The organism is Dyadobacter sp. HNCC25DJ183, from assembly GCF_056895175.1.
Window position 1 is genome coordinate 213,625 of the sequence record NZ_JBXHAP010000002.1, and the last position, 13,770, is coordinate 227,394.

Sequence of the window (13,770 nt, forward strand, 5' to 3'; positions counted from 1 at the left end):
GAACGTAATTTTGCCAAAAAAATTCATCAATCGAAATTCCGTTTCGCCCCGCTGCTGTTTCTGTTACCTTTGTGCCCGCAATACCGAATCGTAAAATCAGTCAGTATGTCCCAGTCCCTATATATTGTAAAAATCGGCGGCAACGTAATCGATAATCCCGACGCCTGCTCACGCTTTTTAAATGCATTTGCGCAGCTTGATGCTTTGAAAATTCTGGTTCACGGTGGCGGAAAGGTGGCTACGCAGGTTGCAGCCAAATTGCAGATTGAAACCGAAATGGTGGAAGGCCGGAGAATTACCGACAAGCCAATGCTCGACGTGGTTACAATGGTATATGGCGGGTTGGTCAACAAAAACCTGGTAGCGCAATTACAGTCGCTCGGCTGCAATGCAATCGGACTTACCGGTGCCGACGGAGGGATTATCCGCTCTGTAAAGCGACCTGTGAAAACGATTGATTACGGATTTGTCGGAGATATTGAATCGGTCAATGCAGGTCAGATCGCCGCGTTGCTCGACAGCAGCCTCGTTCCGCTGATCGCCCCGCTTACTTATAGTTCAGAGGGGCTGCTCCTCAATACCAATGCAGATACAATGGCGTCGGCCACGGCTGTGGCGCTGGGCGGGAGTTATGATGTAAACCTTATCTATTGTTTCGAGAAGAAGGGTGTATTATCTGACCCGGACAATGACGAATCGGTGATCCCGCAGCTGAATCCCGAAACTTACGCAACCTATAAAGCTTCCGGCGTGATCAACAAAGGCATGATCCCCAAGCTGGACAATGCATTTGCCGCATTAAATGCAGGCGTAAAGCAGGTCACGATCTGCCACGCTGATGAACTGCTGAATGCAACCCGGTCTTCCGCAGGTACTTCAATAACATTATAGACATTTTGCACCTGCCTCTTCAAGGCTACTGCTTATCGATTGTAATCGTAGGTAGTAGCCTTCTTTTATTCTGCCAATAATCTTCACAGCCATATTTAATTTCTACATTATTTATCTTTTCAGTACCTAATTAGTAATTTTTTTTAAGAAGATTCGCCTTAATTAAAAATTAAATATTAAAATTGTGTTAAGTTTAATCCTCAACTAATACGCAATTCAAACTATGCGAAAAAATTTACTTCGGCTTTTCGTCATGTTCTTGATGGTAAGCAGCCCTGTAATCGCTCAAACGATCACGGGGACAGTTAAATCCGGAACAGATGGCACCACTTTGCCGGGCGTTTCGGTTCTTGTAAAAGGTACTACCAATGGTACCACCTCAGATGCGTCGGGAAATTTCTCTATTGCGGCAACTTCTGAAAACACTTTGGTTTTCTCCTACATTGGTTACAAAACCATTGAAGCTCCGGTAGGTAGCAAAACTGTACTTGATGTAGTATTGTTAGAAGACGCTAACCAGCTAGGTGAAGTAGTAGTAACAGCACTTGGTATCTCCAAAGAGCAGCGTGCACTGGGTTACGCTACTGCTATAGTTAACAACGAGGCCCTGATCAAAACTGCTTCGCCCAACTTCGCGACAGCACTTTACGGAAAAGCGCCGGGTGTTACGATCAATGCAACACCGGGTGGTGCTACTTCGGGTGTAAGTATCAACATCCGTGGTTTCAGCTCTATCACAGGTAATACGCAGCCTCTGATCGTTTTGGATGGTATTCCAATTCGTAACGGAGAAGCGCGTAACGGCGATTTCTGGGCTGACCAGCGTTTGCGCGGAAATGGTCTTCTTGACCTGAACCCAGCCGATATTGAAAATATTTCGGTTTTGAAAGGCGCTTCTGCTGCTGCACTTTATGGTTCAGAAGCTGTAAACGGGGTTTTGCTTGTTACTACCAAAACTGGTAAAGGCAAAAAAGGGCTTGGTGTTGATTTCAATGCGAGCTACAATGTTGATAAAATCGCTTACCTGCCCCGTTACCAGGATGTAAGAGGCCCTGGTTATCCATTGAACTACAACAATGGTGGTCAGGATGCAGCAGGTTTCATTTACTATGATGTAGATGGAGACGGTGTGAAAGAAACAAGAGGCTTGCTTGGCGCGACTGTTAACTTCGGTCCTAAATTCGACGGACAGCCGGTAATGGCCTGGGATGGAAAAATCAGACCTTACTCTCCTTCAGGAAACAGCTACGCAGATTTGTTCGAAAACGCGAGCAGCTCCAACATCAACCTTTCGATCTCGAAAGCAACTGATAACGCAAACATCCGTTTCTCGTTTACCCGTCAGGATAACGGAATGATCAGCTACAAGTCAAAAAACAGCAAGAACATCGCTAACCTGAATGCGAGCTTCAACCTGAACAAAAAGCTGAAAACGGATTTGATGGTTAACTACGTCAATCAATATACTTACAACAGACCGTTCAAAGTGGATCGTATGATCAACAACTTTACCGGTATGATGAACCGTTTTGAGTCGGCTGACTGGTACAATGACAGGTATCAGACAAGTCTGGGCTACAAATTCGTAACTGGTGCAGGAACGCAGAGTTTGACACCAAATGAGAACATTATTTATAATGGATTCAAATCAGATATCGCTGATTACGTTTGGAATACAAGAAAGAACCAATATTTCGAATACACAGACCGCGTAATTGCAAGTATTACCCAGCACTGGGACATTCTTGAAAACCTGAAACTGAGAGGTCGTATCGCAACTGACTGGACCAGCGAAAGAATGGAAAACCGTGAGTACAGCTCAGTTCCGCTTGCTTTCGGTTACTCAGGTAACTTTGGAATGGACAACAACCTTTACAATAACGTATATGGTGACCTTCTCCTGACTTATACCAAGAAAATCGGGGAAGACATCACATTATCTGCATTGGGAGGCTACACAGCAAACAGAACGCTGAACACGTTCATCCAAAGATCTACCAATGGTGGATTGAGCACTGAGAACTTCTTTGACCTTTCGGCAAGTGTGAACGTTGCAAATGGTAAGCAAACCAGAAGCAGATACCTGCGCGACGCTTACATGGGAACGCTTAACTTCGACTACAAGAACCTTCTGTTCGTAGAAGGAACAATCAGGAGAGACCGCACATCTTCATTGGCGCCTGGTAACAATGCATTTGTTTATCCATCTGTTAATGCCAGCTTCGTGTTTTCTGACGCATTCGATCTTCCAAGATTTTTTAGCTATGGTAAACTGAGAGGTTCTTTCGGTATCGTGGGTAACTATCCTGAGATCTACCGTGCAAACGTGGCATTCAACCAGGGTAACCTGAGCGTTCAGCAAAGAGGCGGTGCTTCTGTTCTTTACACAACAATGAGCGCTGAGCGTGGTAACGACAGAATTCGTCCTGAGCAAAAGCGCGAATTTGAATTCGGTTTGGAAACCAAATTGTTCCAAAACCGTATCGGATTGGATATTGCTTACTACAACGCACAGATCGTAGACCAGATCCTTCCATTGAATATCGCAGCGACTACCGGTGCAAGAACCATTCTTGCAAACATCGGAACATTGAGAAACCAGGGTGTGGAGGTTGCATTTAACGTGAGCCCGATCAGAGCTACCAACCTGAACGATTTTAACTGGGATCTTACTTTGAACCTGGCAAGGAACGTAAACAAAGTAGAGAAACTGGCAAATAACTCAACCGAGTTGCTGCACGCTGACTACGACGGAAATGCTGCTCAGGTAAGATCAATTGTGGGTCAGCCGATGGGAGACATTTTCGCGCATGGTATCCTTAAAAACGAGCAGGGTCAAGGTATAGTTGGACCAAACGGTCTGTACCAATTGGATGGAGACAACTGGATTAAAGTAGGTAATGCAATGCCGAAACTGACTGGTGGTTTGCTGAACACTTTCAGCTACAAAAACTTCACAGTTGACGCGGTGATCGATTTCAGAGTAGGTGGCCACATTATGCCTACCGGTATCAACTGGATGACGTCAAGAGGTTTGACCAAAGAGAGTCTTAACTTCATGGACAAAGAGCACGGCGGTCTTTCTTACTACGTGGATGCGAACGGAAAAGGTGTTCAGACATCAGAATCAGCAGGTCCTGCCGGACAGCCAGTTTACCACGATGGTATGTTAATGGACGGTGTAACTGCATCCGGAGAAGCTAACACAAATGTTGTTTCTCAGGCTACTTACTACAATGCGACTTACAACTGGGGAGGTCCTCAGTACGGTAATGCACGTTACGAGTTGTATGTTCAGGAAAACACCTACTTCAAAATGCGTGAGCTTTCACTTGCTTACCGCCTGCCTTCCAACATTGGAAGAAAACTGGGTGCACAGAACATCTCACTATCTGTTTTCGGACGTAACCTTTTCTTCCTTTACAGAACTGTGAAAGACCTGGATGCAGAACAAACCAACATCAGTTCAAGATGGTATGAAAACATCAGCAATGCAGGTAGCAATCCATCTTTCCGTACAATGGGTGTAATGCTGAGAGCCAGCTTCTAATTTCTAAAATTGATTATGACAATGAAACAAATATCATCATTCATATTGGCAGGACTTATGCTGGTGGCGGCGTCCTGTAAAGAATCCGAGTTTACTGAAAGGTATGCGGATCCTGCAAAAATCTCTGAAACAACCATTGAGAAGCAGTATACCGGTATTATGTATACAAACCGGGAGTATGTATTGCCAGGTTACGGAAACTACTTTGTTACCTTGCGTACTACCCTGAACCGTTACAACCAGGCAGTAGGCTGGCCTTTTGAATCGGGTAACTACGTACCAGGTTCAGCTGGTGTACAGGAGGTTTGGTTTAACTACTACAACACCCTGGCACAATACCGGGAGCTTGAAAAGGTGTACGCCAGCAAATCAGCTGACGAGCAGGCTAACAAAAAGATCTTTATGCTGACTGCAAAAGTTTATTTGTACGACTATACGCAGCGTGTTGTAGATCTTTTCGGAGCGATACCTTTTACAGAAGCAGGTATGCTCAGCGCCAACAACGGAGATTATGCAGCATCGAACGCGAAGTTTGATTCACCAGAATCTATCTACACGATCATGCTGGACGATCTGAAATCAATTGCAACCGAACTGAACGGTATCACGCTGAATGCAGGATATCAGAAATCCTTCCAAACTTCGGATTTCATCAACAAGGGAAGCATTGATATGTGGAAGCGTTATACCAACTCACTTCGCCTTCGCATGTTGAACCGTGTTTCTGCTGCTGCTGACTTCAAGGGACGTGCAACTACTGAAATGGGAGAGATTCTGGGTAATACCACAACTTTCCCGATCGTAGAGAACAATGAGCAAAACATTCAGATCAATGTTTATGATGTGAATACCGATATCAATTCAAAAGGCTTCCAGGATGGTATCGCATCTGGCGGCGGAGACTGGTTTGGTAACACTGCCAGCAAGAAGATGATTGACCACATGAATACCAATGCAGATCCACGCTTGAAAATTATTTTCGAACCTGGCCAGAATGCGAAAGGTGTTTATGCAGGTATTGACCCGCTTGCAACTTCTTCGGTACAAACTACCATGTATCAGAATGGATTGGTGTCGATCTACAACCGTTTTACGCTGAGCCACAACCAGTTTTTCCCTGGTGTGATCATCAATGCGGCACAAGTGAACCTGATCAAAGCTGAATACTATCTGAATAACGGAAATGACGCTTTGGCAAAAACAGCTTACGAAACTGCCATCGCACAGTCGGTAGACTTCTACAATGATATCCTGGCCATAACCAATGCAACAGGGATTACCAATGCGGCTATTCCTACACCTGCAACCAATGCGCAGATTACAGCTTACATCGCAGGAAATGGTGTGAACTGGTCCAAAGCGACTACTCCTGCTGAAAAGCTGGGTCTGATCGCTACTCAAAAGTGGCTGCACTTCAACATTGTTCAGGCTTACGAAAACTGGGCAGAAGTACGCAGATTGGATATGCCAACGTTACAGTTCCAGGTTGATAATGCCAATAACCAGACAACTCCGCCTGTAAGATGGACTTACCCTGGCAATGAGGTTACTTACAACCCTACAAACTATGCGTCGGTAAGAGACAGCGACAAGCTGACTCAGAGACTCTTCTGGGATGTGAAATAACGATTAGAATAAGAATTAGATTTAGTTAAAAGCAAAAAGAGGCAGGCCGGTTGGCTTGCCTCTTTTTTGTTCGCTACTTCTGTTTTTACTACTTATCGTTTTTACGATTGGTTAACACCAGCAGCTGAGGAAATGACACAGTGCCGCGCGCCATAAGCTTGCTCACTTCTCCGATCGTATGAAAATAGGAGCCTAGTACAATGTCGATATCTCCGTCTTTATCAAAATCGCCTGCTTCCATTGTCAGCCATTTTCCTGCACCTGCCAGCGGCGTAGATGAAGCTTTAAAGTTCATTTTACCTTCATTGGAGAGGTACACGAATCCATGCGCGGGATTTTCCAGGTCAGTGTAAAATGAGGTAGCTGCAATGTCAATATCCCCATCGTTATCGAAATCTCTGGCAACAGCCTTGCTTGCACCGTAAAGTGGATAAAACCAGGCAAGTTTGAAATTATCTTTTCCGTCATTCAGGTAAAGCCTCACGCCGTGGTAATTCTTAGGCACGTTTGAAAGGTCCCAGTTGTCTCCATTGGTAAGCAGGATATCCTGAAACCCGTCTTTATTGAAATCTGCCAGTTCGAAGTAGCTCATGCCATACGAAGGGGGGAATTGCAGCAGCACCTTTTCCCTGAATTTTCCATTCCCAAGATTGTAGAAGATCGAAATTTCCTCCCTGGCCTGCGCCATCAATGCAATTACGTCAGGTTTTTTGTCTTTGTTAAAGTTAACAATCTGCGCACGCCTTGCACCGGGCAGTTCTTTTAAGATATGTTCTTTATTTGGGTCAAAACCATCCAGCCAGAGCAGCTTTCCCGAATGGTTTCCAAATCCGCAGATCAATGCATCATCTTTCCCGTCCATGTTAAGGTCCCCGCTTGTGAACTGAACGGGCCGCGGCAAAGCCTGGATATTCACCAGTGATTGCGGCGCTACGGGCGTTTTGGAAACCGACATCAATCTGCCTTCCCGCCGCTCAGAAGGAGCAAAGACACCGATTGTCAGCAGCCTCGGTGGGGCATTTTCCGGAAAGTCGATATCGGTAGGCGCAGAGTCGATCCAGAAGTTCTCTTTCAGCTGCATTGCGTTATTTAACACAAATAAAGCTTGCTGATCATCGCCAACGTACAATTGAGCAGTGCGCGGATCGAATTTAAGGAGTGTGGTTTTCGGTACTGCATTGTCTGACACAGTCAGGTACTGTCCCCGGAACAAGGGAAGTGAATCAGAAATGGACAGGTTATCAGCTTGCGTGAGCGGCTCGGCGGGCGCTTCGTGCCGGTAGTAAGCTACAATTTTATCCCAATCAGCTTGCTGGATCAATGGCGTATTCGGATAAATGGACAGCTTGCGGATTGCCTGCTCCTCCTCGGGAAGCAGGTCGGCGAATGGATCTTTACCGGGAAACCGCAGCCCGAGCCGCTGTCCCATATTGGGAAGCACGCTGCTTACCCACGTATTTTTATCCAGTAATGCAGGTTCAGGAAAAAGGTGACAACGCGCACAATAAGCTTTCGCCAATTGCCTTCCTTCTGCAACAGAATCGACTTGCTGATTCTTGCTAAAAACAACAGAATGCCCGCCGGGAGACTTCCAGGCCACGTTAATGGACAGACAAACAATCCAAATAAAAAAAGAAACGAGCAATCCTCTTTTTTGGATAAGCATTGGCTTTTATTGTCCTACCAGTTGATCGAGCGCCGCTTGTACTTTGTCATAACCAAAAGCAGCAAGTTCTTTCTGCATTCTTTGTGCAATCTCGGCAGTTTGTAAATTTCCGATGCTGCCTTCGTGCGTATGTTTCAGTTCGCGGGGAGGATTGTAAGTGCCTTCGGCGATCTCGGTACCCACCTGCCGGTATGCATCGCGGAATGGAACGCCGCTGATCACCAATTCATTCACGCGTTCCACGCTGAACAGCAGGTCGTACTTCGAATCAGCGAGCAGGTTTTCTTTCACCTTCATGTTTTGGAGCATGAAAGCAGCTATATCGAGGCAGTCCAGAATCTCGTCAAAGGCAGGCATTAAAATCTCTTTCAGGAGCTGCATATCGCGGTGGTAGCCTGATGGAAGATTGCTCAAAACCATTGTTATTTCCATCGGAAGCGCTTTCATCCGATTGGTTTTGGCACGAAGCAGCTCGGCCACGTCCGGGTTTTTCTTGTGTGGCATAATGCTGCTGCCCGTTGTGAGATCGTCCGGTAAAACGATAAAACCGAAGTTCTGGCTATTGTAAAGGCAAACATCCATAGCAAGCCGGGATACGGTTGCTGCGAGAGACGAAATAGCGGTCAATGCAGCTTGTTCGGTACGTCCACGGCTCATTTGCGCATATACTACATTATGATGCATTCCCTCAAAACCCAGTAAGTCGGTAGTTAGCTGGCGATTGAGCGGAAAAGAAGATCCGTAACCAGCTCCCGAACCAAGCGGGTTGCGATTGGCCAGGCGATACGCTGCATTCAACTGAATCATATCATCGATCAAACCCTCCGCATACGCGCCAAACCAAAGTCCGAAGGAAGAGGGCATTGCGATCTGCAAATGGGTATAACCCGGTAAAAGGTCATTTTTGTGCTGTTCTGATTTTTGGATCAAAACATTAAAGAGCTTTTCCGTTGCCTGTACCACTTCAAACAAGCGCGAACGTGTAAAAAGCTTCATATCCACCAGCACCTGGTCATTCCGGGAGCGCCCGCTATGAATCTTTTTGCCGGTATCCCCCAGCTTTCTGGTTAGTAGCAGCTCCACCTGCGAATGCACATCTTCGACGCCGTCTTCAATCTCAAATTCGCCCTTTTGGATCTCTGCATAAATATTTTTCAGCTCTTCTTTCAGTGCTTTCAGATCGTCGCTGGTCAGTAAGCCGATAGTTTCGAGCATGGTCGCATGTGCAATGTTTCCAAGCACATCAAACTCTGCCAGATGCAAATCCATCTCGCGGTCTTTACCAACTGTAAACTTTTCTATTTTCTCAGAAGTGACTGTATTTTCCTTTTGCCAGAGTTTCAAAACGAATGTGGTTAGCTGATTTGACGAGAACAATTCTTCAAATTTACTCTCAATCCAGTTTATACTGCAACAACAGCCCGCCGAATTGAAATTATAGTTTTTCAGCTGAACGAAAGGGCAGCGTTACTTTTCTAGCAGGTTGTCGTCAAATGATTTTACTAATTATCATTTGTATGAGCTGGACGAGCATCTGGGTTCACATTGTTTTTGCAACTAAATACCGGAATCATTACCTGCATGACGGGATACGAAAAAAGGTGTTTTTTCATATTAAAGAGAATGCTAAAAAGAAGGGCATTTACATCGACGTTGTGAATGGTTACTACGATCACGCACATTGTCTGGTGTGTCTCGGGCGGGAGCAGTCTGTTAGTAAGGTGGTGCAGTTAATCAAAGGAGAATCTGCCTGCTGGATCAATCAGAATAAATTGACCGCTAATAAGTTTACCTGGCAGGATGATTACTGGGCAGTCAGCGTGAGCGAAAAGCACGTCGCCAGGGTGAGAAATTACATCCTGAACCAGGAAGCGCATCACAGCAAACAAACTTTTATAGAAGAAATCAACCGCTTCGCCAAAAAATATAATTGGCCATCAATCTAGATTCCGTCGGCTGAAGCCGACGGCTAGGGATTTTTTTTGGGCAGCATAGCTGCTTCCAAAGAAATCTATGGCCGCTCGCTTCAGCGAACGGAAAACGAGAATTAGGAAACGGGAAACAGTTTCACTGCGCCGACAAAATGCGCTTCACGGCAACGAAACGCTTGTGGTAATAGGATGCGTTTAGCAAGTCGTAGCGAATGCCGCCTTTAAATGCAGAGTGGATGAATTTGACATAACCCGGAGAAACTTCCGTGATAATGCCCACGTGGCCAATGCGTTTGCTCTTGGTACTCTCACCTTTAAAGAAGATCAGGTCTCCGGGCTTTGCATTATCCAGATCAATAATTTCACCATGGTCGGCCTGGGCTGCGCTGGAATGAGGAAGCGTTACATTCAGCTTGTCAAAACAGTATCGAACAAAGCCGGAACAATCAAAGCCTTTCCGGGAAGTGCCGCCAGAGCGGTAGGGAATATGCAGGTGCTTGGTAGCAAAGGAGACAAGGGATTCAACACTGCCGAGCGAGTCGGACTTGGTTTCATTGGTAGGTAAACTCTTGCCAAAAGAACGGTTATCAACAGCATTAAGAAGCAATAACCCGGCAAAAAGGAAAACAAAACGCTTAACAATTGTCATGAAGGGTAGTAGGATAGCAACTCTTAACTCTCAAACAATAGGTTCTATCGTTTTCGATCTTTGAAACGATATATTGTAAATCTAAACGCTTCTTTTTGAGTATCCTATATTAATTTTAACTAAAAAATTAGAATAATTTGTAAGCTGCTGATTTCAATGAGTTAAGGCGGAAGTCATTAAAGTAAAGCTTTAAAGGGCTTTTTGCCTACTTTTGTGGCAGAAAGGAACTGACCGATAATGACCCAGCAAATCAAAAATACCGACCGTTACCTGCAACGCGGTGTCTCGGCTTCGAAAGAAGATGTACATAAGGCCATCGAGAAAATCGACAAAGGAATTTTTCCAAAAGCTTTTTGCAAAATAGTACCCGACACCCTTGCCGGTGATCCGGATTATTGCACCATCATGCATGCAGACGGCGCCGGAACCAAAACTTCCCTGGCCTATCTGTATTGGAAAGAAACCGGCGATATCTCTGTTTGGAAAGGAATTGCGCAGGATGCTATCGTCATGAATACAGATGATCTGCTTTGCGTGGGCGCCACCGGACCAATGCTTTATTCTTCCACGATCGACAGGAACAAGAACCGCATTCCCGGCGAAGTAATCGCTGAAATAATCAATGGCGCCGAAGAGGTGCTCGAAATGCTGCGGAGTTACGGAGTGGAGATTTACAGCACGGGCGGCGAAACAGCCGATGTGGGCGATCTCGTCAGAACAGTTACGGTTAACAGTACCGTAATCGCCAGGATGCGGCGGGACCAGGTGGTAGATAATGCAAATATCCGCCCCGGCGACGTGATCGTTGGTTTTGCGTCGTACGGTCAGGCAAGCTATGAAGAGCAGTACAATGGCGGAATGGGAAGCAACGGACTGACTTCTGCCCGGCACGATATACTCGGTAAATACCTCAAAAAATACTCGGAAAGCTTCGATCCAGAAGTGAATGAAGACCTGATTTACAGCGGTAGTAAAAACCTCACCGATCCGGTGGAAGGTACGCCGCTGAATGTAGGTCAGCTGATTCTTTCTCCCACACGCACCTACGCGCCGCTCGCCAAGGCACTGCTCGACGAGATCAGGCCGCAGATCCATGGCATGGTACATTGCAGTGGCGGAGCGCAAACCAAGATTCTACACTTTGTTGATAACCTGCACATCATCAAGGATAATCTGCTCCCCATTCCTCCGTTGTTCCGCATGATCCGCGAGGAAAGCGGTACCAGCTGGGAGGAAATGTACAAGGTTTTTAATATGGGACACAGGCTTGAAATTTACCTTCCCGAACAACACGCAAATCAGGCGATTGCATTGGCAGAGTCCTTTGGAATCCCGGCGCAGATCGTCGGTAGAGTGGAAGAGGCAGCTGCCCGGAAGCTAACCATACAAAGCGAGTTCGGGACATTCACCTATTAGCAGATTATAAGTATAGAGGCAGAGCCTTCCGGTAAATCCGGGAGGCTCTCTTTTTTGTGCCAGACCATTTTTCCAGGGTACAAGATTTGTAGTATAAGTTCATATTTTATAGAAGTATTGTTACAATTTTCATTTACTAAACGACGGATTATGAAAAGACTTAAACAATTGAACTTCAAGCTGCTCACTGCATTTTGCCTGACACTTCTAACACTTACAAATGCATTTGCGCAGATTCCAGACATTCGGATCGATGTTGAAAATCCGGATATTACAGGTTTGGAAGAAGCTATGCAGCTCACGCATGCCGGCGACGGCTCCAACCGGATCTTTATCGCAGAGCGCGCAGGACTTATCAAAGTTTTTCTGCCGGCAGCGCCTACCACGCCTGTTACGTTTTTAAACATGAACAGCCCATCGCCCCGCGTCGGAGTAGAAGGTGAAGGGGGCTTGTTGAGTATCACTTTTCACCCCAACTTTGAATCTAATGGATACCTGTACACCTACTTTACTGATCTGGCAGGCGACCTGGTGATCGGGCGATACACGGCAGCTGGCAATGCGGCTGCGCCAGGTACTTTCTTCGAGATCCTAAAAATCCCGCATCCTGTCAACAGTAACCATAATGGCGGCGCAATCCACTTCGGGCCCGACGGCTTCCTTTACGCATCAATTGGCGACGGCGGCGGCCAAAACGACCCATCCAACAACGGTCAGAACCTGAACAGTCTGCTTGGCAAGATTTTGCGGATTGATGTGAATGTGCCCGGCGGCGTAGAGCAGGCTTACCAGATACCTGGTGATAATCCTGTTGCCGGAAGTCCTGTTTTCGCCTCCGGTCTGCGAAACCCTTTCAGGTGGAGTTTCGACAGACTTACCGGCGATGCCTGGATCGGCGATGTGGGGCAGGGTGCAAAGGAGGAAATTAACTTCCGCGCAGAGGGAACTTTGGGAGGCTCCAACTTTGGCTGGCGGTGCTATGAAGGCGATATTCCCACTCCCAACATCGACCGCACCGGCTGTCTTCCCGCATCCAACTACGTCGCGCCCATTTACACCTACGTCAATGGAGCCGCCCGGGGTAACTCGGTGATCGGCGGGCGGGTGTACCGTGGAACCAGGTCGCTGCTGATGCAAGGCTGGTACATCGGGACAGACTATTCTTCTGGCGAAATCCACAAAATCCTGCGCAGCCAATCTTACACGGGTTATCAGGAAGGCGCATTGGCCGGAACGAGGGAGATAGGAGAGGATGAAGCGGGTGAGATTTACGCCGTAAAAGCCGACGCCGTTTTCAGGATTTTTGCAGATGAACCGCTGCCTGTAAAGCTGGCCAATTTTGAAGGTTTCAAAGGAAACGAGGGCATTAAGCTTACCTGGAACACAACAATGGAAGAGCGTTTCAAGGGTTTCGACGTAGAGTTTAGTATGAATGCGAGAAACTTTGAAACCGTTGGAAATGTACCTGCTGAAAATGCCGCGAACGGTACTCGCTACGTATTTTCACATTTGACCAAGAACACCGGAAACCTTTACTACCGGCTGAAAATGATCGAAGCTGATGATAGTTACGAGCATTCGAAGATCATTACCGTAAAAACGGATGAGTCCGCTCCGGTAAGCACTTACGCGCGGCCGACGATTATCAGTAACAATGAGCTTAACCTGGTGCTCGACCGCCCATTCCAGTCGGTGGAGCTGGTGAATGCAAACGGACAGGTGTTCTTGAAAGAGAAAATCGCGGGTAAGAGCGGAGCAGTAACCATTCCCATTCACGAAGCGGCCTCCGGCCTTTACATTGTCCGACTGGAAAATGAAAGCGGGGTTGTTCACGAAAAGGTATTGATCACTGAATGACCACCCGAACTGATTGCTGGCCAAGCTGCTGATTTACCACCAAATAAAATGGAAGCAAATCCGGTAAGAACATCCAGCATGCACAGTTGTATGATTGGTCATCCGCATTTATAAATATGCTTTTTTAGCGGAATAAAGCAATCTGCATACATTCAGCTCCGAGAAGCTGCATACTCCTGATCGG

General features: G+C 46.5%; 9 protein-coding genes. 6 read left to right on the top strand and 3 right to left on the bottom strand.

The window, feature by feature from the left end; translation table 11 throughout:
* The first annotated feature begins 105 nt into the window (after positions 1–105).
* From argB to AC1XTG_RS04950, 3 genes are all read left to right on the top strand, one after another.
* Entirely contained in the window at positions 106–891 is a 786-nt protein-coding gene (gene argB / locus AC1XTG_RS04940; RefSeq protein ID WP_484841220.1) for an acetylglutamate kinase, read from the top strand.
* Positions 892–1,114: 223 nt separating this feature from the next.
* The gene (locus AC1XTG_RS04945; protein WP_484841221.1) at positions 1,115–4,441 is read left to right on the top strand and encodes a SusC/RagA family TonB-linked outer membrane protein; all 3,327 of its coding nucleotides are present in this window, start codon (positions 1,115–1,117) and stop codon (positions 4,439–4,441) included.
* Between the two features lie 21 nt (positions 4,442–4,462).
* Positions 4,463–6,067 carry a SusD/RagB family nutrient-binding outer membrane lipoprotein gene (locus AC1XTG_RS04950; protein WP_056279705.1) on the top strand — a complete coding sequence of 535 codons (1,605 nt, stop codon included), beginning with the start codon at positions 4,463–4,465 and terminating at the stop codon, positions 6,065–6,067.
* An 88-nt stretch (positions 6,068–6,155) separates the two neighbouring features.
* Here the strand turns inward: AC1XTG_RS04950 and AC1XTG_RS04955 are convergent, their stop codons facing one another.
* A complete protein-coding gene (locus AC1XTG_RS04955) occupies positions 6,156–7,733 on the bottom strand; it encodes an FG-GAP repeat domain-containing protein (RefSeq protein ID WP_484841222.1) in 1,578 nt (525 codons plus the stop codon).
* A gap of 6 nt (positions 7,734–7,739) precedes the next feature.
* A complete protein-coding gene (gene argH / locus AC1XTG_RS04960; protein WP_484841223.1) occupies positions 7,740–9,077 on the bottom strand; it encodes an argininosuccinate lyase in 1,338 nt (445 codons plus the stop codon).
* A gap of 173 nt (positions 9,078–9,250) precedes the next feature.
* On the opposite strand from argH, the gene tnpA reads away from it, so the two are divergent.
* Positions 9,251–9,679: an IS200/IS605 family transposase gene (tnpA, locus tag AC1XTG_RS04965; RefSeq protein ID WP_484841516.1), complete on the top strand. Its 429-nt coding sequence runs from the start codon at positions 9,251–9,253 to the stop codon at positions 9,677–9,679.
* A 121-nt stretch (positions 9,680–9,800) separates the two neighbouring features.
* On the opposite strand, the gene AC1XTG_RS04970 is transcribed toward tnpA, so the two are convergent.
* Positions 9,801–10,313: a C40 family peptidase gene (locus AC1XTG_RS04970; RefSeq protein ID WP_484841224.1), complete on the bottom strand. Its 513-nt coding sequence runs from the start codon at positions 10,311–10,313 to the stop codon at positions 9,801–9,803.
* A gap of 237 nt (positions 10,314–10,550) precedes the next feature.
* On the opposite strand from AC1XTG_RS04970, the gene AC1XTG_RS04975 reads away from it, so the two are divergent.
* Both AC1XTG_RS04975 and AC1XTG_RS04980 read left to right on the top strand, forming a co-directional pair.
* Positions 10,551–11,729, top strand: coding sequence for an AIR synthase related protein (locus AC1XTG_RS04975; RefSeq protein WP_484841225.1), 1,179 nt, complete (start codon positions 10,551–10,553; stop codon positions 11,727–11,729).
* 150 nt (positions 11,730–11,879) lie between these two features.
* A complete protein-coding gene (locus AC1XTG_RS04980) occupies positions 11,880–13,586 on the top strand; it encodes a PQQ-dependent sugar dehydrogenase (RefSeq protein WP_484841226.1) in 1,707 nt (568 codons plus the stop codon).
* The last annotated feature ends 184 nt before the right edge of the window (positions 13,587–13,770 follow it).

Bases quoted from the DNA above. Each gene is read 5' to 3' on its own strand.
- argB (WP_484841220.1), top strand. From the start codon at position 106: ATGTCCCAGTCCCTATATATTGTAAAAATCGGCGGCAACGTAATCGAT.
- AC1XTG_RS04945 (WP_484841221.1), top strand. From the start codon at position 1,115: ATGCGAAAAAATTTACTTCGGCTTTTCGTCATGTTCTTGATGGTAAGC.
- AC1XTG_RS04950 (WP_056279705.1), top strand. From the start codon at position 4,463: ATGAAACAAATATCATCATTCATATTGGCAGGACTTATGCTGGTGGCG.
- AC1XTG_RS04955 (WP_484841222.1), bottom strand. From the start codon at position 7,733: ATGCTTATCCAAAAAAGAGGATTGCTCGTTTCTTTTTTTATTTGGATT.
- tnpA (WP_484841516.1), top strand. From the start codon at position 9,251: ATGAGCTGGACGAGCATCTGGGTTCACATTGTTTTTGCAACTAAATAC.
- AC1XTG_RS04970 (WP_484841224.1), bottom strand. From the start codon at position 10,313: ATGACAATTGTTAAGCGTTTTGTTTTCCTTTTTGCCGGGTTATTGCTT.
- AC1XTG_RS04975 (WP_484841225.1), top strand. From the start codon at position 10,551: ATGACCCAGCAAATCAAAAATACCGACCGTTACCTGCAACGCGGTGTC.
- AC1XTG_RS04980 (WP_484841226.1), top strand. From the start codon at position 11,880: ATGAAAAGACTTAAACAATTGAACTTCAAGCTGCTCACTGCATTTTGC.